Source organism: Pseudomonas sp. dw_358 (assembly GCF_018449655.1).
GTDB lineage: Bacteria > Pseudomonadota > Gammaproteobacteria > Pseudomonadales > Pseudomonadaceae > Aquipseudomonas.
Map to the genome: position 1 here is coordinate 259,614 of NZ_JAAVUX010000004.1, position 22,118 is coordinate 281,731.

19 protein-coding genes and 1 tRNA gene are annotated in these 22,118 nt (G+C 62.4%); 9 read left to right on the forward strand and 11 right to left on the reverse strand.

Annotated features, from left to right (window positions below):
* Positions 1 to 16 precede the first annotated feature (16 nt).
* Positions 17 to 919 (forward strand): pseudouridine synthase, encoded by a 903-nt coding sequence (locus HB675_RS08855; protein WP_213877775.1) that lies wholly within the window; start codon positions 17 to 19, stop codon positions 917 to 919.
* Between the two features lie 113 nt (positions 920 to 1,032).
* Here HB675_RS08855 and HB675_RS08860 read toward each other — a convergent pair whose 3' ends face one another.
* From HB675_RS08860 to mobA, 8 genes are all read right to left on the reverse strand, one after another.
* The gene (locus HB675_RS08860) at positions 1,033 to 2,640 is read right to left on the reverse strand and encodes an inorganic phosphate transporter (protein WP_213877777.1); all 1,608 of its coding nucleotides are present in this window, start codon (positions 2,638 to 2,640) and stop codon (positions 1,033 to 1,035) included.
* Between the two features lie 92 nt (positions 2,641 to 2,732).
* The gene (locus HB675_RS08865) at positions 2,733 to 3,752 is read right to left on the reverse strand and encodes a transporter (RefSeq protein WP_213877779.1); all 1,020 of its coding nucleotides are present in this window, start codon (positions 3,750 to 3,752) and stop codon (positions 2,733 to 2,735) included.
* A gap of 80 nt (positions 3,753 to 3,832) precedes the next feature.
* Complete coding sequence (locus HB675_RS08870) at positions 3,833 to 5,020, reverse strand: PAS domain-containing sensor histidine kinase (RefSeq protein WP_213877781.1); 1,188 nt, start codon at positions 5,018 to 5,020, stop codon at positions 3,833 to 3,835.
* Entirely contained in the window at positions 5,010 to 5,828 is an 819-nt protein-coding gene (locus tag HB675_RS08875) for an alpha/beta hydrolase (RefSeq protein ID WP_213877783.1), read from the reverse strand. Before HB675_RS08875 ends, HB675_RS08870 begins: the two co-directional genes overlap by 11 nt.
* A 30-nt stretch (positions 5,829 to 5,858) precedes the next feature.
* On the reverse strand, positions 5,859 to 6,482 hold the full coding sequence (locus tag HB675_RS08880; RefSeq protein ID WP_213877785.1) for a chemotaxis protein CheB: 624 nt from the start codon (positions 6,480 to 6,482) through the stop codon (positions 5,859 to 5,861).
* Between the two features lie 86 nt (positions 6,483 to 6,568).
* Positions 6,569 to 6,645, reverse strand: a tRNA-Pro gene (locus HB675_RS08885).
* A 91-nt stretch (positions 6,646 to 6,736) separates the two neighbouring features.
* A complete protein-coding gene (locus tag HB675_RS08890; protein WP_213877787.1) occupies positions 6,737 to 6,976 on the reverse strand; it encodes a YgdI/YgdR family lipoprotein in 240 nt (79 codons plus the stop codon).
* Between the two features lie 81 nt (positions 6,977 to 7,057).
* Entirely contained in the window at positions 7,058 to 7,660 is a 603-nt protein-coding gene (gene mobA / locus HB675_RS08895) for a molybdenum cofactor guanylyltransferase MobA (protein WP_213877788.1), read from the reverse strand.
* A gap of 71 nt (positions 7,661 to 7,731) precedes the next feature.
* On the opposite strand from mobA, the gene moaB reads away from it, so the two are divergent.
* Both moaB and glp read left to right on the forward strand, forming a co-directional pair.
* Positions 7,732 to 8,271, forward strand: coding sequence for a molybdenum cofactor biosynthesis protein B (moaB, locus tag HB675_RS08900; protein ID WP_213877790.1), 540 nt, complete (start codon positions 7,732 to 7,734; stop codon positions 8,269 to 8,271).
* Positions 8,272 to 8,293: 22 nt separating this feature from the next.
* Entirely contained in the window at positions 8,294 to 9,481 is a 1,188-nt protein-coding gene (glp, locus tag HB675_RS08905; protein WP_213877920.1) for a gephyrin-like molybdotransferase Glp, read from the forward strand.
* A 54-nt stretch (positions 9,482 to 9,535) separates the two neighbouring features.
* Here glp and HB675_RS08910 read toward each other — a convergent pair whose 3' ends face one another.
* The gene (locus HB675_RS08910; RefSeq protein ID WP_213877792.1) at positions 9,536 to 11,032 is read right to left on the reverse strand and encodes a mannose-1-phosphate guanylyltransferase/mannose-6-phosphate isomerase; all 1,497 of its coding nucleotides are present in this window, start codon (positions 11,030 to 11,032) and stop codon (positions 9,536 to 9,538) included.
* 418 nt (positions 11,033 to 11,450) lie between these two features.
* On the opposite strand from HB675_RS08910, the gene yegS reads away from it, so the two are divergent.
* From yegS to HB675_RS08925, 3 genes are all read left to right on the forward strand, one after another.
* Positions 11,451 to 12,347 carry a lipid kinase YegS gene (gene yegS, locus HB675_RS08915; RefSeq protein ID WP_213877794.1) on the forward strand — a complete coding sequence of 299 codons (897 nt, stop codon included), beginning with the start codon at positions 11,451 to 11,453 and terminating at the stop codon, positions 12,345 to 12,347.
* A gap of 120 nt (positions 12,348 to 12,467) precedes the next feature.
* Positions 12,468 to 13,394 (forward strand): chemotaxis protein CheV, encoded by a 927-nt coding sequence (locus HB675_RS08920; RefSeq protein ID WP_213877796.1) that lies wholly within the window; start codon positions 12,468 to 12,470, stop codon positions 13,392 to 13,394.
* Positions 13,395 to 13,591: 197 nt separating this feature from the next.
* On the forward strand, positions 13,592 to 14,392 hold the full coding sequence (locus HB675_RS08925; RefSeq protein WP_213877798.1) for an MOSC domain-containing protein: 801 nt from the start codon (positions 13,592 to 13,594) through the stop codon (positions 14,390 to 14,392).
* A gap of 15 nt (positions 14,393 to 14,407) precedes the next feature.
* On the opposite strand, the gene HB675_RS08930 is transcribed toward HB675_RS08925, so the two are convergent.
* The gene (locus tag HB675_RS08930; RefSeq protein WP_213877800.1) at positions 14,408 to 16,336 is read right to left on the reverse strand and encodes a transglycosylase SLT domain-containing protein; all 1,929 of its coding nucleotides are present in this window, start codon (positions 16,334 to 16,336) and stop codon (positions 14,408 to 14,410) included.
* 201 nt (positions 16,337 to 16,537) lie between these two features.
* Between HB675_RS08930 and HB675_RS08935 the strand changes: the two genes are divergently transcribed.
* Positions 16,538 to 18,457 carry an ATP-binding cassette domain-containing protein gene (locus HB675_RS08935; protein WP_213877802.1) on the forward strand — a complete coding sequence of 640 codons (1,920 nt, stop codon included), beginning with the start codon at positions 16,538 to 16,540 and terminating at the stop codon, positions 18,455 to 18,457.
* 44 nt (positions 18,458 to 18,501) lie between these two features.
* Here HB675_RS08935 and HB675_RS08940 read toward each other — a convergent pair whose 3' ends face one another.
* A complete protein-coding gene (locus HB675_RS08940; RefSeq protein ID WP_213877804.1) occupies positions 18,502 to 18,942 on the reverse strand; it encodes a universal stress protein in 441 nt (146 codons plus the stop codon).
* A gap of 122 nt (positions 18,943 to 19,064) precedes the next feature.
* Between HB675_RS08940 and HB675_RS08945 the strand changes: the two genes are divergently transcribed.
* Both HB675_RS08945 and fadB read left to right on the forward strand, forming a co-directional pair.
* Positions 19,065 to 19,502, forward strand: coding sequence for a hypothetical protein (locus HB675_RS08945; protein WP_213877806.1), 438 nt, complete (start codon positions 19,065 to 19,067; stop codon positions 19,500 to 19,502).
* A 448-nt stretch (positions 19,503 to 19,950) separates the two neighbouring features.
* Positions 19,951 to 22,098 carry a fatty acid oxidation complex subunit alpha FadB gene (gene fadB / locus HB675_RS08950; RefSeq protein ID WP_213877808.1) on the forward strand — a complete coding sequence of 716 codons (2,148 nt, stop codon included), beginning with the start codon at positions 19,951 to 19,953 and terminating at the stop codon, positions 22,096 to 22,098.
* The last annotated feature ends 20 nt before the right edge of the window (positions 22,099 to 22,118 follow it).

Consider the following 22,118-nt stretch of genomic DNA (forward strand, 5'->3'; position numbering starts at 1 on the left):
CTTGTGGACACGCCCCATGACCTTGCCGCCGTTCGACCCCTCTCGCCATCAGGCCAGCACGTTGAGCCTGCCGCCGGGGCCATGGCCAACGGTGCTCGATTGCCTGTGCGATCACTTCAAGGCCATCAGCCGCGAACAATGGCTGGACCGCATCGCTCGGGGCCGCGTGCTGGATGCCGACGGGCAGCCGATTCCGGTGTCGTTGGCCTATCGTCGCGGGTTGCGCATTCACTATTTCAGGGAGGTGCCCAACGAGCGGGTCATTCCGTTTCAGGAGCACATCCTGTACGCCGATGAGCACCTGGTGGTGGCGGACAAACCGCACTTCCTGCCAGTCACGCCCACCGGAGCGTATGTCGAGCACACCTTGCTGCGCCGGCTGATCAAGCGTCTGGACAACCCCGACCTGGTGCCCTTGCACCGCATCGACCGACACACCGCTGGCTTGGTGCTGTTCTCGGCCAACCCCGCCAGCCGGTCCGCCTATCAGCAACTGTTTCCGACCCGGCGGATCGACAAGCGCTACGAAGCCATTGCCCGTGCCTTGCCCCGCCTGGCCTTGCCGTTGACCCATCGCAGCCGCCTGGAGCACGGCGAGCCGTTCTTTCGCATGCGCGAGGCGTCGGGGGCGGCCAACAGCGAGACCCTGGTGGAAGTGGGCGAAAAAGGCGACGAGTACTGGCGCTATGTGCTGCACCCGATCACCGGCAAGACTCATCAGTTGCGGGTACACATGACCGCCCTGGGGGCGAGCATTCGCCACGATCCGTTCTATCCCGAGATCAAGGGTGACCCGGATGATCACACCCGGCCGTTGCAATTGCTGGCCCAGAGTGTGGGCTTCGAGGATCCGTTGAGCGGGGAGAGGCGGGAGTTTGCGTCGCAGTTGAAGTTGCAGTGGCCGGTGCAGGCCGGTTGATCGTGCCACGGCATCGCGCGCAAGGGCGGCTCCGGCGCCATTGGGGGTTGACCCAACCGGCGTAAGGCGTCGACCTTGGTCGCGATGCAGGCACGATCAGTTTCACGCGATCATCAAAACAGCTTGCTGAACACCCAATACAAGCAGCCGGCCAGCAACATCGCCACCGGCAAGGTCAGCACCCAGGCCATGGCCAGGTTGCGCAAGGTGCGCATCTGCAGGCCCGAGCCGTTGGCGACCATGGCCCCGGCGACGCCGGAAGACAGCACGTGAGTGGTCGACACCGGCAAGCCATACATGTCGGCTGCACCGATGGTCACCATGGCCACCAACTCGGCGCTGGCGCCTTGGGCGTAGGTCAGGTGGGTCTTGCCGATCTTCTCGCCGACAGTGACCACGATGCGCTTCCAGCCGACCATGGTCCCCAGGCCCAGGGCGATGGCCACGGCGATCTTGACCCAGAGTGGAATGAAGCGGGTAGCGCTGTCGATCTGTTGCTTGAACAGCTGCACCTTGCCCTGGGTATCGGCATCGAAGCCGCCGACTTTGCCCTTGTCCATCAGGCGAATGGATTCGCTGGTCAAGTACATGTCGTTACGTACGTTACCCACCGCCGCCGCCGGGATCTTGGCCAGCGAGCCGTAGTCCTGCACTTCGCCGCCGATCTCGCCAGCAATGGCTGCCAGCGCCGGCACCAGATCAGGGGTGGCTTGCTGGGTGCGGACGTAGTCGGCCAAGGTGTGGCGCGGATCGGCCGGGGCGGGTTGCGGCGCGGCCTTGACCAGTGCCTGTTGGGTCACCTGGGCGACGGCGGCAAACTGCAGCGACTGTTCGGCGGGCATGGTGCGGTTCAGCGCATACGCCATCGGCAAGGTCCCCACCAGAATCAGCATGATCAAACCCATGCCCTTCTGGCCGTCGTTGGAACCGTGGGCGAAGGATACGCCGGTGCAAGTGAGAATCAGCAGGCCGCGAATCCACATCGGTGGCGGTGCGTTGCCTTCCGGTGCCTTGTACAGCGTGCGGTTCTTGATCAGCATGCGCATCAGCACCAGCAGCACGGCGGCGCAGATGAAGCCCACGGCGGGCGATAGCAGCAGCGAATAACCGATCTTCAGTGCCTGGCCCCAGTCCACTCCGCTGGTCCCGTCGCGGCCATGCATCAGCGCGTTGGCGACGCCGACGCCGATGATCGAGCCGATCAGCGTATGGGACGAGGACGCCGGGAGGCCCAGCCACCAAGTGCCGAGGTTCCAGATAATGGCCGAGATCAGCAGGGCGAAGATCATGGCGAAACCGGCCGAGGAACCCACCTGCAGCATCAGCTCCACCGGCAGCAGGGCGATGATTCCGAACGCCACCGCACCGCTGGAAAGCAACACGCCGAGGAAGTTGAAAAAGCCCGACCAGACCACGGCAAATGAAGCCGGCAACGAGTTGGTATAGATCACGGTGGCCACGGCGTTGGCGGTGTCATGGAAACCGTTGACGAACTCGAATCCCAGGGCAATCACCAAGGCCACGCCCAACAGCACGAAGGGCGTCCAGGTGGTGACGATGGTGCCCATGTCGTCGACGTCGTTGAACAGGCTCCAGGCGCTGTAGCCGATGCCGGCCAGCAACAGGACGAAGAACAGGATGAGACTGGTGCGGCTGGTCTTGGCGCCAAATTTCGGGCTGCTGACCGGTGAGGCGGTTTGCGTGAGTGAGGGAGTAGCCATGGGGCGCGGTCCACTGCAGTGAAGGTTCGAGCATATTCAATACAAAATGTGACAAGATTGCGTCGCCTCCCGATACAGTTTTCAACTCATTGTCAGGTATCACGTTTTTTGAACGCCCAACGCCCGGCGATCAAGGTGAAGGTGACCACCAGGGCCACCAGAATCCAGAAACCGTGGGGGTCGGCAGACAGGGGCACGCCGCCCACGTTCATGCCGAAGAAGCCGGCGATGATATTGATCGGCAACGCCAGCACGGTCACCACCGTCAGGGTGAACAGGGTGCGGTTGCTCTGTTCGTTCAGGGTGGCGGCAATTTCTTCCTGCAACAGCTTGATGCGCTCGCCCAGGGCGTTGATGTCGTTGATGACCAGGGCAAACTCTTCCGTGGCCTGGCGCAAGGCCTGCACGTCGTCGTCGCGCAGCCAGCGCGGTGGGCGGTTGAGCAGGCGCAGCAGCGAGCCGGGCTCCAGCGCCAACAGCCGCTGCAGGCGTACCAGCACCCGGCGCATGTTGCCCAGGTCCGCACGGTTGTTCAGGCGTTGCGACAGGAGTTGGTCCTCGATGCCGTCCACGCTGATGGTGGTCTTGCGCACGATCTGTTCCAGCACTTCGGCCTGATCACGAAACAGGTGCACCAACAGCGCCATGGGCGTCTCGAAGGCTTCGCCGCGGCGCACCGACAGGCGCAGCTTGTCCACTGAGTGCAGGGGTTGCAGGCGTGCGCTCACCAACACGCGCTCGGTGGCGCACAGCCACAGGGTGGAGACGTCCGAAGAAGCCATGCCGAAACTGAACACCACGTCGTTGACCACCGCAAGCAGGGCGTCGTCCACCTGCTCGATGCGGGTCGAGCGGGACCCCTCGTGCAGCGCTTCATAGAAATCGTCAGGTAGCCCCAGGTGGGTGTGCATCCACCGCTCGCAGCCGGCGTGAGCCAGATTCAGGTGAATCCACAGAAATTCCTTGCCGCGGCTGAGCTGGCCTTCGCTCAAGACTTGCAGCAGCGTGAATGAATCGACCTCCCGCGCGGCCTGGCCTTCACTGAAGTGATAGCCGCAGACCAGCCCGAACAAGTCGGCATCCTGCTGCCCTTTGATGATGGCGTTGCTCATGATCGTTCGCTGCGTCAGTGAAGTTGTCACAAATTATGACGAGCGATTTTGACCGGGCTGTGACAGCGTTCATGAATATGTCATGGAGTTGATATATCGGCGCTGCGGCGAAAACGGGCAATGAACGTGGTCCCCAGTTGCTGCGTAGAGATCACCGCGACCTCGCCATGGTGGGCCTTGACGATTTCGCGCACGATGAACAAGCCCAGGCCGAGGCTGCCGCGCTGGTTTTCGGTGTTGCGACCGCGAGTCATCGGTTCGAACAAGTGTTCCTGGGACAGGTCGCTCAGTGGTTCGCCGCTGTTGTGCACCGAGAGACTGACGCTGTGTTCGTCGTAGCGGGTGCTGATGGTGATCACGCTGTCAGGGTCGCCATAGGCCGCAGCATTGGCGACCAGGTTGCCCAGCAACTGATGCAGGCGGTCACTGTCACCGACAAATGAGCCGGCCCCGATATATTCATGCACCAGTTCGTGGCCGGGGAACACCAGCCGCAGTTCCTCGACTCCGGTTTCCACCAGCGCGTGCAGGTCCAGGGGCAGCAGCGTGACGGGGATGCCCCGCCCCACCTGGGCCAGGGTGAAATCCAGGAGGTCGGTGATCAGGCGCTGCGCACGGTCCACCGAATGACCGATAAGGTTGAGCACCCGGCCCTGACGCGCCGCGTCTTCGTTGCGATTGAGCAGGTCGCTGGCCATCTTGATCGCCGACAGCGGGTTGCGCAGATCATGGCTGACCACACCGACCATGCGTTCGGCAAGCTCGGCCCGTTGTTCGGCCTGTTCATAGGCTTCGCGCAGCTCCTGCTGCGCCTCGTTCAAGGCTTGCTGGATTTCCAGCTGTCGAACCAGCCGTTCCTCGGCCAGGTTGCGGGCGTTGATCAGCTCATGCTCGTAGCGGTTGCGGTCTTTGGCCACGAACAGCGACAGTTCCTGAACCGTGACCCCGTGGTGCGCCCGGCGAATGCCGTTGAGCATCATCGGCAGGGTGTGGCCCTCGCGGTGCAGCAGTTCGATCTTGACTTCCGCAATCGAGCCCTGGATCTGCAGCAGTGGCCCCCAGTGGGTCTGGTGGAAGGCCCGGCCGCCCATGGGCAACAGCGTGTGCAGGCGGCGTCCCACCAGCTCTTGCGGGGCGTAGCCCAGCCAATGGCAGAAGGTCTGGTTGGCACGGGTGATGGTGCCTTGTTCGGTGGCCACAAGCAGACCGCACGCCGCTTGTTCCCATAACAAGACCGGGTCTAGCGGCGGAAAAGGTTCAATCAGCATGGGCGGGCCTGACGAGAGTGGGCAGGTACTCCCTGATCGCGCTGATGCAAGCATCGGGCGAGCTGACGTGAGGCAAGTGGCCAATATTGTCGATCAGCCGCAATGTCGCCTGGGGCATGACACGTTCGAGGTATTCACCCACGGCCTGGGGGACGATCATGTCGTCGGTGCACTGGAGCACCAGCGTGGGTGTGTCGACCCGGGCGACGTCGGCGCGATGATCGGCGTTGAACGTCACGCGGGCAAAATGCCGGGTAATGTCGGTGTCGGCGCGGTGAAAGCTGCTGATCAGTTCGGCCGTCAGCTCGGGCTGGCCCGGGGCACCCATGATGGCAGGGGCCGTGGTGCTCGCCCAGCCCAGGTAGTTGCTGTCCAGGGCGTCGAGCAGCGCCTGGATGTCGGCCGGCTCGAAGCCACCCTGGTAGTCGCCATCATTCAGGTAGCACGGGGAAGGACCGATCATGACATGGGCGGCGATGCGGCCCGGCGCCCGCAGATCGGCCAGCACGCCGATCATCGCACTGACCGAATGGCCCACCAGCACCGCCGGGCCCTGCACATGTGCATCGAGCACTTCCAGCAGGTCCTCGGCGTGCCCCAGTAGCGTGGCGTGCCGGTCCCGGTCATAGGCGCTCAGATCAGACAGGCCGCTACCGGTCAGGTCGAAGGTGACGATGCGGTAGTCCTGGGCAAAGGCCGGCATGATGAAGCGCCACATGTTCTGATCGCAACCAAATCCATGGGCGAACACCAGTGTGCCGGGGCCGTCACCCATGACGTTGACATTGTTGCGCTTGTGCACGGACATCCGGGGGGCTCCGACCGCTTATTCGTTGCCTCAGATTACCATCGAATCGGCGTTTTGAGCGGCCAGTTTGCGCAGCACCCCGGCGATTTCGCGCAGGGGCAGGCAGTACGCCGGGTGGTCGATGCGCAGGCTGCTCAGGGGCATGCTGGGGTCCGCCGCGTCGCTGGGCTCCTGGACGATGCCGATGCCTCCGACGTCATGCACCGCGCGCATGCCTTGGGAGCCGTCGCTGTCACCACCGGTCAGAACCACGGCAATGACGCGGTCGCCAAAGGCGGCCACGGCGCTGAGAAATAGCCGGTCGACCCAAGGCACCGGCCGCAGGCCCGCGATCGGATCGCTGAGAATGAGGCGAGACCCGCCATCGACTTCGAGGTGGCGCAAGGGCGGCGAGATGTACGCCTGGCCGGCAGTGATGGCGACACCGTGCTCGGCCTGGCGCACGAGCAACTGGCCCGGCTTGCTCCAGAGGGTGGCAGCACGGTGGGTGGTACCCGCCGGGGGATGCAGCGCCACCAGCACCGCGGCTGGAAAATCAGCCGGCAAGGCGTGGAGGATGTGCGTCACGGCTTCATGGCCGCCGGCACAGGCGCCAATGACGATGACCTTGGGTAGATGCATCAAGGGCGGTGAATGGGGCGGAGTTGCGAGCACTGACTTCATCCTTGATCAGGTGCGTCCGACGACACTGCCGCGTCGCTTGCGGCGGGCGATCAAGGGCCAGAGGGGGCGCTGGAAAATGGTCGGAGAGACAGGATTCGAACCTGCGGCCTTCTCGTCCCGAACGAGACGCGCTACCTGGCTGCGCTACACTCCGATGAGTAGAAATCTAGCCCCCAAATGCAGATGGAACAAGCCCCCTTGCCATCCACCCGCCACGGGTGGTGCCGTGGCGGGGAAGCCTCAGGTTACAGCTCCTTGACGGTCCGGACCTGATCCTTGTTGACGCGGGTGCGTTTGCCGTCCAACTGCTCGAACTCATAGAACCCGGTGTTTTCGTCGAACTTGGGTGTGTCGACTGCCTGGATTTCCCGCCCGTCGTTGAGGGTAATCACCGTCGGCGTCGAGCAGCCCGCGAGGCCGGCCAGTGCGAGGGTCAGGAAAAAGGCAGAAAGCGTTCGATGAGGGGTGACGTGCCTGCGGATCATGAGTGCAGCTCCATGGTTTGTTCTGTTTTTGGCGACAAAAGTAGGACGCAAGGTTTCACCGGCAAGTTCCCTGCCGGGCATTCAGCTGTGCAAATTCATCGCCTGCTCCAGCAATTGCGGGGTATTGAGGTTGGCCAGGCGCGGGTCATCGGCGGGGCACTGCAGTTCTACCGCCTGTAACTGGCGCAGGACACGCCCAGGGCTGCGCTCGCCGGCGGCCCAGGCCGTCTCGAACGTCGCCCGTCGTGCGGTCGGGATCACGCAGAGCAAGGGTTGCCAGTGTTCGCCTTCGCGCAGCATCAGCGGCCGGTCGGGCGTCAGGGCGGCTTGGCTGCGCATGGCCTGCACCAGCGCCAGATCCACCCGCGGCACGTCGCAGGGCAGCACCAGCAGATACCCATGGCGTGCAGCATCGAGGCCCGCCAGGATACCGGCCAGGGGCCCGGGAAAGCCGGCCTGATCGTCCTCCACCAGACGGTCGGCATAAGCGGCGTACTGGGCCAGGTTGCGGTTGCAGGAGATGAGCAGGTCATCGGTCAGGCTGCGCACCGTCTCGTGCAGATGGGCGATCAGCGGCCGACCCTGCCAGGGCAGCAGGCCTTTGTCCTGGCCACCCATGCGCTGGCCGCGGCCACCGGCCAAGAGCAGAATCGAGCAGTCTGGAAGCATGGCGGTACTGGGCATGGCGGGTCTCGGTCGCAGAGGGTCGCTGTGATATAACATTCGCTATCTATTCAAACAACCGGATGAGCCTGATGAAGCCCAAGGCTGATGTACCCTTCGTGCCGCTCAATATTGCGGTGCTCACTGTCAGCGATACCCGTTCACTTGAAACCGACACTTCGGGTCAGCTATTCGTCGATCGCCTCACCGAGGCCGGCCACGCCTTGGCCGCGCGGGTCTTGCTCAAGGATGATCTGTACCGCATTCGTGCCCAGGTGGCCACCTGGATAGCCTCGGATGAGGTGCAGGTGGTGCTGATCACCGGCGGCACTGGTTTTACCGGTCGTGACAGCACTCCCGAAGCAGTGGCGTGCTTGTTGGACAAGCAGGTGGATGGCTTCGGCGAGCTGTTCCGGCAAATTTCGGTGGCCGACATCGGCACCTCCACCGTGCAGTCTCGCGCCTTGGCCGGTCTGGCCAATGGCACCCTGGTCTGCTGCCTGCCCGGCTCCACCAATGCCTGCCGCACCGGCTGGGACGGCATTCTGGCCGAGCAACTGGACTCGCGCCATCGCCCGTGCAATTTCGTCGTGCACCTGAAGCAGGCCGAACCCTGCGAAAGCCGTGGCTGAGCCGCAGGTGGCGCAGCCGCTGATGCCGGTGGAGCGGGCGCTGGAGCGGCTACTGGAAATGGCCGATGCCGCGCCCATCACCGAACAGGAAACCCTGAGCCTGGATCAGGCCATGGGCCGGGTGTTGGCGGTCAGTCTGGCGGCGACCCTGGATCTGCCGCCGTGGTCGAACAGCGCCATGGACGGTTACGCCTTGCGCCTGGCCGACTGGCAAGGCACGCCCCTGGTGGTCAGCCAGCGGATCCAAGCTGGCCAGGCCCCTGAACCGTTGCAACCGGGCACCTGTGCGCGGATTTTCACCGGCGCGCCGCTGCCCGCTGGGGCCGACTGCGTCGAGATGCAAGAAAATGTCGACGTACTGGACGATCAGCGGGTGATCTTTCGCGAGGTGCTGCAGCGGGGCGACAACGTCCGCCCCCAGGGCCAGGAAATGCGCGTGGGCGATCCCGTGCTGGCCGCCGGGGTCCGCCTGGGCCCGATCGAACTGGGCTTGATCGCGTCCCTGGGCCTTGACCGGGTCCGCGTGGTGCGTCGGCCTCGGGTCGCGGTGTTGTCCACCGGCGACGAACTGGTGGAGCCCGGCCAGCCGCTGGGGCCAGGACAGATCTACAACAGCAACCGCCGAGTGCTGTGCAGCTGGCTGGAAAGAATGGGCTGCGCCGTGGTGGACGCCGGCATTCTGCCGGACGATCTGGAGCGCACGCGCGAGCGTCTGGCCGAGATGGGGGAGGTCGACCTGATTCTGTCCTCGGGCGGGGTGTCGGTGGGGGAAGCGGATTTTCTGGGGATTGCCTTGCGCGAGGAGGGCGAGCTGGCCTTGTGGAAGCTGGCGATCAAACCGGGCAAGCCGCTGACGTTCGGCCACTTCCGTCGGGTGCCGGTGATCGGTTTGCCGGGCAACCCGGCCTCGACCCTGGTGACCTTCGGTCTGCTGGCGCGGCCTTACCTGCTGCGCCGCCTGGGTGTACAAACCGTGCAGCCGCTGCAGGTCAGCGTGCCGGCCGGCTTCGACTGGCCCAGGCCCGGCAATCGCCGCGAGTACCTGCGGGGCCGTGTGCAAGAGGGGCGGGCGGTCATCTACCCCAACCAGAGTTCAGGGGTTTTGCTCAGCGCGACCTGGGCCGATGGGCTGGTGGAAGTACTGGAGGGCCGGACGGTGACCCAAGGCGATGCGGTGAACTTCATACCGTTCAGCGAGATCTTGCAGTAAACAAAAAAAAGCCCGGACCTCTCTCGAGGTCCGGGCTTTTTTACAGCTGGAGAATCAGACCGTCGCTTTCTCGACAATCTTGGTCACGCTGTCCGGCAGGGCCTTGGCGGCCTCCGGCGCACGGCCATAGATGTCGGTGAAGCGCACGATGTCATCTTCGCCCAGGTATTCGCCGCTCTGCACTTCGATCATCACCAGGTCGACCACCCCTGGGTTGACCAGGCGGTGGACCCGGCCCGGCTTGATGAAGGTTGACTCGTTGGTGTCGAGCAGAAACTCGCTGTCGCCGTTGGTCACTTTGGCCATGCCGCTGACGATGATCCAGTGTTCGCTGCGATGGTGGTGCATCTGCAGTGACAGGGTGCCGTTAGGCTTGACCATGATGCGCTTGATCTTGAAGCGCTTGCCTTCTTCCAGAATCGTGTACGTGCCCCAAGGACGCGTCACGGTGCGGTGCAGGCGATAAGAGTCATGGCCCTGGCGCTTGAGCTGCTTGGCCAGCAGGCCGACGTCCTGAGTGCGCGAGCCGTCGGCGATCAGCAAGGCATCCGGGGTGTCGATGACGATCAGGTTCTTCAGGCCCACACCGCCGACGATGCGACGTGGCGAGTCGATATAGCAGTTGCTGACGTCATGCAGAACGGTTTCGCCATTGGTCTGGTTGCCGTTGGCATCGTACGGGAACAAGGTACGCACCGCCTGCCACGAACCGATATCGCTCCAGTCCAGCGAGCAAGGCACCACGGCAACCTTGGCCGAACGCTCCATGAGGGCGTAGTCGACGGAGATGTCCGGTGCGGTCTTGAAGGTTTCGCCATCCAGTTCGACCTGAACTTCGCGACCGCCGTCCTTGCTGTGACTCTTGGCCAAAGTGGCTTCGGCAGCGGCCAGCACGTCTGGGGCGTGTTCACGCAGTTCGCGCAGCACGGCATCGACGCGCATGCAGAACATGCCGGCGTTCCACAGGTGCAAGCCGCCGGCAACGTATTGCTCGGCGGTGGCAGCGTTGGGTTTCTCGACGAAACGCGCAACCTTGTAGCTTTCGCCACCCAGGTGTTCGCCTTTTTCGATGTAGCCAAAGCCGGTTTCAGGCGAGGTCGGCACCAGGCCGAAGGTGACCAGCCAGCCTTCGTCGGCTTTCTTGCTGGCCGCAGCGACGGCATTTTCGAACGCTTCGATGTCCTTGATCAGGTGATCGGCCGGCAGTACCAGCAGCTGCGCATCGTTGCCATACAGCGCGCCGACGTGCAGAGCGGCAATGGCGATGGCCGGGGCGGTGTTGCGGCCGAACGGCTCGAGGATGAAGTCCAGCTCGGCGTTGGTGTGGTTCAGGCGACGATATTCATCGACGGTACGGAAGAACACTTCACGGTTGGTGACAGTCACAACGCGTTCGACGCCAGGCAGGGCCGCCGCGCGAGTAAAGGTTTTCTGCAGCAGGCTTTCACCGTCTGGCAGGCGCATGAAAGGCTTGGGCATTGCTTCACGCGAAACAGGCCACAAACGGGTACCGGCGCCGCCGGCGATGATGCAGGGAATGAGTTTGCTCATTCTGTAAACCTCAGAAGTGTCGCAGCCACATATAGGTGAGCGCGAGGTATAAAGGGACAGTCGAAAACACAAAGGCAGTACAGATCGACGTGCACGCACGCCTATTGGACTAGCAAAATTCAGTTTAGTTTGGAGGCTAATCGCCAGTGTGTTGGCAGGGCGCAGTCGACGCCTCTAAGTTTACCGAGACAATGCTACCGCCACCCCGAGGGCGCGGGCACTGATTGATAATGCTTGAATTGTTGTCGAACTGTCATACGGCGATGACCAGTTGTTCAAGAGTAAAGCGCATGCGAGAACAATTTGCGAGTGGAAAATCGACCGTATGCGAATAAATTGACGACTGCGTCGGATGCCGGGGACCTTTCCGCCATTTTGTTGTCACACGCCGTTGAGGGTGATTTCTGGAGCAATAAAAATGACGGATCGCAGGGCTTTTCTGATCCTCCATGGCAAGCAGGCGCTCAATGAAGAAGTGCGCAGCGCTGTGGAAGAAAAACGCGCCAATGGCTGGGACATTGCCGTTCGGCTGACGTGGGAAGGCGGTGATGCCCAGCGCTTGGTCGGTGAAGCCTTGGCGGCCGGTTACCCGGTCATCGTGGCAGGCGGCGGCGACGGCACATTGCGCGAGATCGCCGAGGCCCTGGCGCTGTCCACCGAGAGGGCGACTCTGGTATTGATGCCGCTGGGCACGGCCAATGATTTCGCCCGCGCCGCGGGGGTGCCATTGGCTCCGGCACAGGCGCTGGCACTGCTTGATACACCGGCATGCCCGGTGGATCTGGGGGAGGTGGCAGGTCAACTGTTCCTTAATATGGCCACGGGTGGCTTTGGCAGCCAAGTGACTGCCAACACCTCTGAAGACCTGAAAAAAATTCTGGGTGGCGCCGCTTATCTGTTTACCGGGCTCAGCCGGTTTAGTGAGCTGCGTGCCGCTCAGGCAGAAATTCATGGCCCGGACTTTCGTTGGCAAGGTGATTTGCTGGCCCTGGGGATTGGCAATGGTCGCCAGGCCGGTGGCGGGCACGTGTTGAGCCCCGAGGCGCTGGTGGATGACGGGATGCTGGATATCGCTATTTTACCGGCGCCCACCGATGTGGTGAGTACGCTGGGTGGTTTTCTCTCCGGTGGCATGGGCCTGGATAACTTCTTCGTCCGCGCGCGTTTACCCTGGGTAGAAATCAAAAGCGCCGTGGGCCTGGACATCAACCTCGATGGCGAACCACTGGAAGGCGATAGTTGGCGTTTCACTGTTCGGGCGGCCGCCATAGAAGTGCACTTGCCGGCGCACTCGCCCTTATTGAAGCGCAGTTGATCGGCTCACACCGCCCGTCTTGATCCACAGGTTTACAGTGTCGGCAGTAAAGCTTGCCTGACACCGGCCGATAAGCCTGAGCAGACAATCACTTTCGCTTCAGGCGCTTCGGAGTCTTCAATGGCTGGCATTCTCGACACAGTGGATCAGCGGACACAGCTCGTGGGGGAAAACCGCCTCGAGATTCTGATGTTCCGGCTGGCGGGCCGGCAGTTGTTTGCCATCAACGTCTTCAAAGTGCAGGAGGTCCTGCAACTGCCCAAACTGACCCTCATGCCGCAGCGCCATGCTTATGTCTGCGGTGTGGTCAACCTGCGCGGTCAGACGCTCCCCGTGATCGACTTGTCTCAGGCCATTGGCATGCGCCCACTGCAGCCGGGGCCCAACAGCACAATTATTGTCACTGAGTACAACCGTTCGGTGCAGGCGTTTCTGGTGGGTGGAGTCGATCGAATCGTCAACATGACCTGGGAATCGATCCTGCCGCCACCCACCAGTGCGGGTCGTCAGCATTACCTGACCGCGATCAGCAAGGTCGACGACCAGCTGGTCGAGATCATCGACGTGGAGAAAGTCCTCGCGGAGATCGTGCCGTACAACGCCAAAGTCTCCAAGGAGAAGCTTGAAGACCCGCTGCTGGCCAAGGCCACTGGTCGGGAGGTGTTGTTGGTGGATGATTCGACGGTGGCGCTCGCACAGTTGCGCGAGACGCTCTCGCAACTGGGAGTCAAATTGCACATCGCCAGTGATGGCCTCAAGGCCTTGAACATGCTCAAGGCCTGGGCGGATACCGGGGTGGTGATGACCGACAAACTGTTGATGATTTTCACCGACGCGGAAATGCCGGAGATGGATGGGTACCGGTTGACGACCGAGATACGCAGTGATCAGCGGTTGAAGGGGTTGTATGTGGTGTTGCATACGTCGCTGTCGGGCAGCTTTAACGAGTCGATGGTGAAGAAAGTGGGCTGTGATAACTTTTTGTCGAAGTTTCAGCCGGATAAATTGGTGGATGTGGTTCGCCAACGATTGGCGTTGGATGAGTGAGGTCGCGTGAGTCGGGCTGCCCACCGCCGACACCCCCCACTTCCGCGCGGCTTCGGCCGGCCTGCTGAGCGCGCGGGCCATCACGATCAAAAGCTGATCAAAAGCTGACAGCAACAGCAACAGAGATCGGCGCTTGTGTGCGGTTGTATGGGGTTCGCGTTAGACTTCCGGCTTCCTTCTTTCAGGATCCGGCCAGCATGCATCTCAGCGCCCTCTACCGCTACCCCCTCAAATCCGCCAAGGCCGAGGCGCTTCAGCGCTCCGAGGTTGACCTGCTGGGCCTCAACGGCGATCGACGCTGGATGCTGGTCAACGACACCGGCCGCTTTCTCACTCAGCGTGCCCTGCCACACATGAGCCAGCTGTCAGCCCTCTACAACGACCTTGGCGGCTTGCAGCTGAGCGCAGAAGGCCATCCTGTACTCGACATCGACCTGCCCGGCGAATCCGCCGCCCTGCGTGGCGTCACCGTTTGGGGCGACACCCTGCAGGTCCCGGATGCTGGCGATGCAGCGGCAGACTGGGTCAGTGCCTTCATCGGCAGCCCGACTCGGCTGGTCTACGTGCCGGAAGCTCGTGCTCGGCATATCGAGGCCGGCTACGGCCTGGATGACGACCGGGTCGCCTTCGCCGACGGTTTTCCACTGCTGTTGATCGGTGCGGCTTCCCTGGACGATTTGTCCGAGCGGGTGGGGCGGCCCTTGGAAATGCTGCGCTTTCGACCCAACCTGGTCATCGAAGGCAGTGCCGCCTTTGCCGAGGACGGTTGGAAGCGCATTCGCATTGGTGAGGTGGAGTTTCGCGTGGCCAAGCCCTGTGGGCGCTGCATCCTTACCACCGTCGACCCGCAGACCGGTGTACGTAGCGCCGACCGCGAGCCGCTGACTACCCTCAAGACCTATCGTCAACAGGACGGAGAGGTGATTTTTGGTCAGAACCTGATCAGCGACGGCGCGGGTATGCTGGAGGTGGGCATGCCGGTCACCCTCTTGGACTGATCGGCTGCACACCGCTTACTGGTCGTCGAAGAACCGCTCGTTCCACTCGACTACCGGTTGTGGAATATTGAGTTTCTGTCCGTAGATCACCGAATAAGACAGCACGTTCTGTACATACTGCCGAGTTTCGTCAAACGGGATCGATTCCACCCAGACGTCGAAGCTCAAGTGGTTGGCGCCCTTGAGCCATTGCCGCACCCTCCCGGCCCCGGCGTTATAGGCGGCGGAGGCAAGCACTCGGTTGCCATTGAACTGACTCTGCACCTGGCTAAGGTAAGCAGCGCCCAGCTGGATGTTCTTGTCCGGGTCCAGCACCTGTTGCGGTGAGCTCAACGGGATGTCGAACTTGCGCGAGGTCTCCTTGGCGGTGGCCGGCATCAGCTGCATCAAGCCCATGGCGCCGACGCCGGAGCGGGCGTCGTCCATGAACGCGCTTTCCTGCCGGGTGATGGCGAATGCCCAGCTAGGATGAATGCCCCGGGTTGCCGATTCGCGCACCAGTGCGTCGCGGTGGGCCATGGGGAAGCGGATGTCCAGGTCGTCCCAATACTGCGCCTGGCTGATGGTGCGGATAGCCGGGAAATACCAGCCGCGGTCATAGGCCAGCTTGGCCTGGGTGACCATTTCATCGCGGCTGAACAGGCGACTGGCGTGGTACCACTCGCGACGCCCGTCCACCACCTGGCCGCGATCGAAGAACTCGAAAGCGCGGCGGATGCCGGCGGTATTGCTGACCTTGTTCATCAATTGCTGGCTGATGACCAGCGGCTTGTTGTTCAGCGAGTAGGGGCTCTGGCTGCGATCGGCAGCCAGGAACCCATAGAAGTCCCGCTCCTTGGCGATATTGCGGTACAGCGCGATCACCTCGGGGTTCTGCGGCTCGGCCAGTTCCAGGCTGCGGGCCTGCCAGTAGCGCCAGCGGTTGGTGCTGGCCAGGCTTTCAGGCAGGCGCCTGGTCAGCTGATAGGCATCTTCCCAGCGGCCCAGGCGCAGCAACAGCCGCAGGCGCCACTCGCTGACCGTATCGTCGCGCAGGTCCGGGTCGTAGCGGGTCATCAGATCCAGGGCACGAGGGTCGAAGTTGCGCGCCAGTGTCAGTCCGATCTCCCGGGCGATGGCGACTTTTTCCTCGCTGGAGAAGTGCATGTTGGCCGAATAGGTATCCAGCAACTGCATGGCCTGTTCGGGGTCTTGCCTGGCCAGTCGACGCAAGCCAAGGCTGACCACGTCGGACATGGCTTCATCGGCCGGCAGAAAGCGCCCAGGCTGGTTGAGCAGCGCTGGTTTCTGCGCGACGTCAAGCAGCAGTTGGCCCTGGGGGGCCAGGCGGGTAAGGCCGCTGACCAGGTTGCTGGCCAAGCCATAGTTGCGCGCCTGCACCGCCAGCTTGGTGCGCTGCCAGCGTAATTTCTCGGTCAACTGCCCCTCGCTGGCCCAGCGCGCGAACAGTGGGTCGCAGGTGCCAGGCTGGGTCTTGCCGCTCAGCCAGAGCTTCTCGGTGGTGGCGTAGCCGTCCGCCTGCTGGTTATGGCTCAACAGGTACTGGGCATACAGGCAATCCAGCTCGGTAAAATTGAGCTTGGGGTCGTAATACTTAACGAAGGTATCCCAGTCGTCGCGGTCGGCCAGTACCCGCAGCCAGCGCAGCTTCATGTAGTCGGCCTGAGGCAGGTCGCCATGGGCCTGGAGGAATTTCTCGACCTCGGCGTTATCGGCGGTTTTCAGCCGGGCCGTCAGCTCGTCATAGGCCAGGTAGGGTTCCAGCGGGTAATCCACCAGCATCGGTGCGTATTGGAAGTAGGGGCCGCTGTCGCCCCGTGCCAAGGCACTCTTGGCCTGGTCGTAGTATTGACGCTGCAGGGTCAGATCACCTGCGTGGACGGTAGTGACGGCGCTGGTGGAGAAAAGCAGGCAGGACAGGAAACTCAGCAGGCGACTGCGCATGGTACTTCCGGGCAGATGAAACGACAGTGTCCGGCGGCGCCAGCACTCGAAGGCCCTAGCTTAGCCTTTTGCCCGGCCCGGATGAAAGCGCCGGGCGTGCAACCGTTCAGCAAGCCGACACCTGCGCGCACCCTTGAGCGGGATGTGCTGTGAAGGGCTGACAAGTCAGGTAGAATGCGCGCCCAGTTTTTGGAGAAGCTCATGACCCTGCTCAAGTTAAGCGATGTGTCCCTTGCTTTCGGCGCCATGCCGCTGTTGGACAAGGTGTCCTGGCAGATCGCCCGTGGTGAGCGGGTCTGCATCATCGGCCGAAATGGCACCGGCAAGTCCAGCATGATCAAGCTCGTCAAGGGCGTGCAGAAGCCCGATGACGGATCTGTGTGGCGTGCCCCGGGGCTCAAGATCGGCGAGTTGCCGCAAGAGTTGCCGGTGGCTGACGACCGCACCGTGTTCGACGTCGTGGCCGAAGGCCTGGATGGCGTTGGCGCGCTGCTGGCCGAATATCACCACCTGAGCCAGAACATCGTCACCGACGCCGATCTGGAAAAGCTCATGCACGTCCAGACCGATCTCGAAGCTCGCGATGGCTGGCGCCTGCAGACCCTGGTGGACAGTACGTTGAGCCGCCTGCAGTTGCCCGCCGACAAGACCCTCGCCGAACTCTCCGGTGGCTGGCGTCGCCGGGTGCTGCTGGCCCAGGCCCTGGTGTCCGAGCCCGATCTGTTGCTGTTGGACGAACCGACCAACCACCTGGACATCGGTGCCATCGCCTGGCTTGAAGAAGCGCTGAAAGATTTCCAGGGCGCGGTGCTGTTCATCACCCACGACCGGTCTTTCCTGCAGAACCTCGCCACCCGCATCCTGGAACTGGATCGCGGCGGCCTGATCGACTGGAACGGCGACTACGCCAGCTTCCTGGTGCACAAGGAAGCGGCGCTGTCGGCGGAAGAGACTGCCAACGCGCTGTTCGACAAGAAGCTGGCCCAGGAAGAGGTCTGGATTCGCCAAGGCATCAAGGCGCGCCGCACCCGCAACGAAGGCCGTGTACGTGCCCTCAAGGCCCTGCGCACCGAGCGAAGCGAGCGTCGCGAGCGCACCGGCAAGGCCAACATCCAGCTGGACACCTCGGACAAGTCAGGCAAGCAGGTGATGGTGCTCGAGAATGTGAGTTTTGCTCACCCGGGTGGCCCGTTCCTGATCAAGGACTTCTCCATGGTCCTGCAGCGCGGCGACCGCATCGGCCTTCTGGGGGCCAACGGCACCGGCAAGACCACCCTGCTCAAGCTGATGCTCAACGGCCTGCAGCCCACCAGCGGCAAAGTGGAAGAGGGCACCAAGATCGAAGTCGCCTACTTCGACCAGTTGCGCCACCAGCTTGAACTGGAAAAGACCGTGATCGACAATGTCGCCGAAGGTCGCGACTTCATCGACATCGACGGCCAGAGCCGTCATGTGCTGAGCTACCTGGGCGATTTCCTGTTCAGCCCGCAACGTGCCCGCACGCCGGTCAAGGCACTGTCGGGGGGCGAGCGTGCGCGGTTACTGCTGGCCAAGCTGTTCAGCAAGCCGGCCAACCTGCTGGTGCTCGACGAACCGACCAACGACCTCGATGTGGAAACTCTCGAGTTGCTGGAGGAGGTGTTGCTGACCTTCAACGGTACCGTGCTGATGGTCAGCCACGACCGGGCCTTCCTCGACAACGTAGTCACCAGCACCCTGGTCTTCGAAGGTGAAGGCAAGGTGCGTGAATACGTGGGCGGCTATCAGGACTGGCTCCGTCAGGGCGGTTCGCCGCGCCTGCTGGGCGTGACGGAGAGCAAGTCCGGCAAGGCCGACCTCAACTCGGCTGTGGTCAAGGCCGAGCCTGCTCCGGTGGCGGCTGCCGGCGAAGCGCCGCTGGCGAAGAAGAAACTCAGCTACAAGCTGCAACGCGAGCTGGAAGCCTTGCCGGGGCTGATCGATGCTCAGGAGCAGAAGATCGCTGCGGTTGAAGCGCAGATGGCCGATGCGGCCTTCTACCAGCGCCCGGCGGCGGAGACCGCTGCGGTGATCGCCAGCCTTGAAGTGCTGCAGCGTGAGCTGGACGTTCTGGTCGAGCGTTGGGCTGAGCTCGACGCCTGATCACCTCAGCGGCCACCGGGCATTTTGCCGGTGGCCGCCGAGCGTCACTCGGCGCGTTTGAGGCGTACTGCCAAGGTGTCGCAATGGGCACCGTGAAGCAGGTCGTTGGCGGTCGAACCCAGTAGCAGGGCCAGGCCGTGGCGACCATGGCTGCCCACCACCACCAGGTCACAGGCTTGCTCCTTGGCCAGGTGATGGATTTCCTGGCGCGGTTGGCCGTAGCTCAGGTGGCTGTTCTCGCGGGTCAGTTCCGGGTATTTCACAATCAGCTTTTCGAGGCGCTCCTTGGCCTGGTCGAACTGCTGTTGCTGCAACTGCGAAAGATCCATCGGGACATCGCCGCCAAAGGCCATGGCCATGGGTTCGACGATGTGCACCAGCGACAGCTTGGCGCCATTGCTGACCGACAGGTCGCGAGCACGCTGGATCACGGGGTCGCATTCTTCGGTGAGGTCCACGGCGACCAGAATATGTTGGTAAGGCATGTGAATCTCCTGACGATTGCGATTATTCAGTATGGTGGATTTCAGGCCGTCTGTGCGCAACTCACGTAAGCGGCTCTTTTCATAGCCTTTCTTTTTCGCCAAAGCGATGTAGGCATACTCATATGACGGTCTGGATAGTGGTGTCAATCCTTGCGCTGGTTTTAAGCCCGCTGGCCTGGCTGATGCCGTCGCGCAATCAGAGCGCAAAGATGGACCTGCGCCTGGAGGCCCGGCGAATGGGCCTGGCCATGCAATTGGCACCCCAGGACTGGCCGCACTGGCTACCCAGCGCGCCGCCAAGCCCTTGTGCGCAATTCCACCGGCCGCGTCGCCTGGGCGCCAGTGACCGCTGGAGTTACTGGCAGACCCTGCCGGGCGCCTGGCTCAATCAATGGCGCGAGCCCTGCGAGGATCAGCGCCTGCTCGCGGTGTTCGGCACCTTGCCGGGCAATGTCTTCAAGGTTGAAGCCGACGGTCAGATGATCACCCTCTACTGGGGCGAGAAGGGGGAAATCAGCGATTTACGGGCGATTGACGGGGCCCTGAAGGCGCTGGCTTGAGCCCTGTACCAGACAGCAGGCATTAAAAAGCCCGATAGCAAGCGTCGGGCTGGGGGTGGCCAGGCAGGCCGGAAATTCGTTGTCGACCACAGTGTAGTCGGGGTCAGATGATACGCCTGACTTTCTTTAAAATCCCGCGCCTTTGCTAGCTATCGCAAATTTAATTTAACAGCAGGCGTCTATCGGCCGGCATTCACGCCGACCCTGCGCTTGTCATCATGGTCACGCAATCTATCCCCCGCGCTCGCCGGAGAGTAACGTTGGCCTTCTGCACCAGGCACCAGGCGTGACTGTCCAGTCATTTTTTGGCTGAATCCTGTGCAATTGACAAGCGGATGAATTTCCGTGATCGTGTCCGCACCCAAATCAAACGGGCGTATGAATTGAGCGTTTGGCAGCACGGGACGCTCCTACAAGAATTCAGGTTCCATATCGTGGAGATCAGTTGATGATTTACGAAGGTAAAGCCATCACGGTTACGGCTCTTGAAAGCGGTATCGTCGAATTGAAATTCGACCTCAAGGGTGAGTCCGTCAACAAGTTCAACCGTCTGACCCTAGGCGAGTTGCGTCAGGCTGTGGACACTGTCAAATCCGACCCATCGATCAAGGGCGTGATTGTCAGCAGTGGCAAGAACGTGTTCATCGTCGGCGCGGACATCACCGAGTTCGTCGACAATTTCAAGCTGCCTGACGCCGAACTGGTCGGCTGGGCCCTGCATGCCAACCGCATCTTCAGCGATTTCGAAGACCTGAGCGTGCCCACTGTCGTCGCCATCAACGGCATCGCCCTGGGCGGCGGTCTGGAGATGTGTCTGGCTGCGGATTACCGGGTCATGGCGACGACCGCCAAGATCGGTCTGCCAGAGGTCAAGCTGGGCATCTACCCCGGTTTCGGCGGTACCGTGCGCCTGCCGCGAATCATCGGTGCCGACAATGCCATCGAGTGGATTGCATCGGGCAAGGACAATACTGCCGAGGACGCTCTCAAGGTTGGCGCCGTCGATGCTGTCGTCAGCCCGGACAAACTCCAGGCCGCCGCGCTGGACCTGATCAAACGCGCCATCAGTGGTGAGTTCGATTACAAGGCCAAGCGCCAGCCCAAACTGGACAAGCTCAAGCTCAATGCCATCGAGCAGATGATGGCCTTCGAGACCGCCAAAGGTTTCGTCGCCGGCCAGGCGGGCCCGAATTACCCGGCCCCGGTCGAAGCAATCAAGACCATCCAGAAGGCCGCCAACTTTGGTCGCGACAAGGCGATCGAAGTCGAGGCGGCCGGTTTCGTCAAGATGGCCAAGACGTCGGCCGCCGAGAGCCTTGTCGGTCTGTTTCTCAATGACCAGGAGCTCAAGCGCAAGGCCAAGGCTTACGACAAGGTCGCTCGCGAGGTCAAGCAGGCGGCTGTGCTGGGTGCCGGCATCATGGGCGGCGGCATTGCCTATCAGTCGGCGCTCAAGGGCACTCCGATCCTGATGAAGGACATCAACGAGAAGGGCATCGAGCAGGGTCTGGCCGAAGCCTCCAAGCTGCTGGGCAAGCGCGTCGAGAAGGGCCGCCTGACCCCGGCGAAAATGGCCGAGGCACTCAACGCCATTCGTCCGACCCTGTCCTATGGCGATTTCGGCCATGTCGACATCGTCGTCGAGGCGGTGGTCGAGAACCCCAAGGTCAAGCAGGCTGTGCTCGCCGAGGTAGAAGGTCAGGTGCGTGAAGATGCGATACTGGCGTCGAACACCTCGACCATTTCCATCAATCTGCTGGCCAAGGCGCTCAAGCGCCCGGAAAACTTCGTTGGGATGCACTTCTTCAACCCGGTGCACATGATGCCGCTGGTGGAAGTGATTCGTGGCGAAAAATCCAGTGAAGTGGCCGTGGCCACCACCGTGGCTTACGCCAAGAAGATGGGCAAGAACCCGATTGTGGTCAACGACTGCCCGGGCTTTCTGGTCAACCGTGTGCTGTTCCCGTACTTCGGCGGCTTTGCTCGCCTGGTGAGTGCCGGTGTGGACTTCGTGCGCATCGACAAGGTCATGGAAAAGTTTGGCTGGCCCATGGGCCCGGCCTACCTGATGGACGTGGTCGGCATCGACACCGGGCACCACGGTCGCGACGTGATGGCCGAAGGCTTCCCCGACCGCATGAAGGATGAGCGCCGCTCGGCCATCGACGCCCTCTACGAGGCTGATCGCCTGGGGCAGAAGAACGGCAAGGGTTTCTATGCCTACGAGACCGACAAGCGCGGCAAGCCGAAGAAGGTCGCCGATCCTGCGGCCCTGGAAGTGCTCAAGCCGGTGATCTACGAGCAACGTGAAGTGACCGACGAGGACATCATCAACTGGATGATGATCCCGCTGTGCCTGGAGACCGTGCGCTGCCTCGAGGACGGAATCGTCGAGACCGCCGCCGAAGCCGACATGGGCCTGGTCTACGGCATCGGTTTCCCTCCGTTCCGTGGCGGCGCCTTGCGTTACATCGACTCGCTCGGGGTGGCTGAATTCGTCGCCCTGGCCGACCGCTATGCCGATCTCGGTGCGCTGTACCACCCCACCGCGAAGCTGCGTGAAATGGCCGCCACCGGTCAGAGCTTCTTTGGTTAAGCGCCCCTATCGAACGAGAG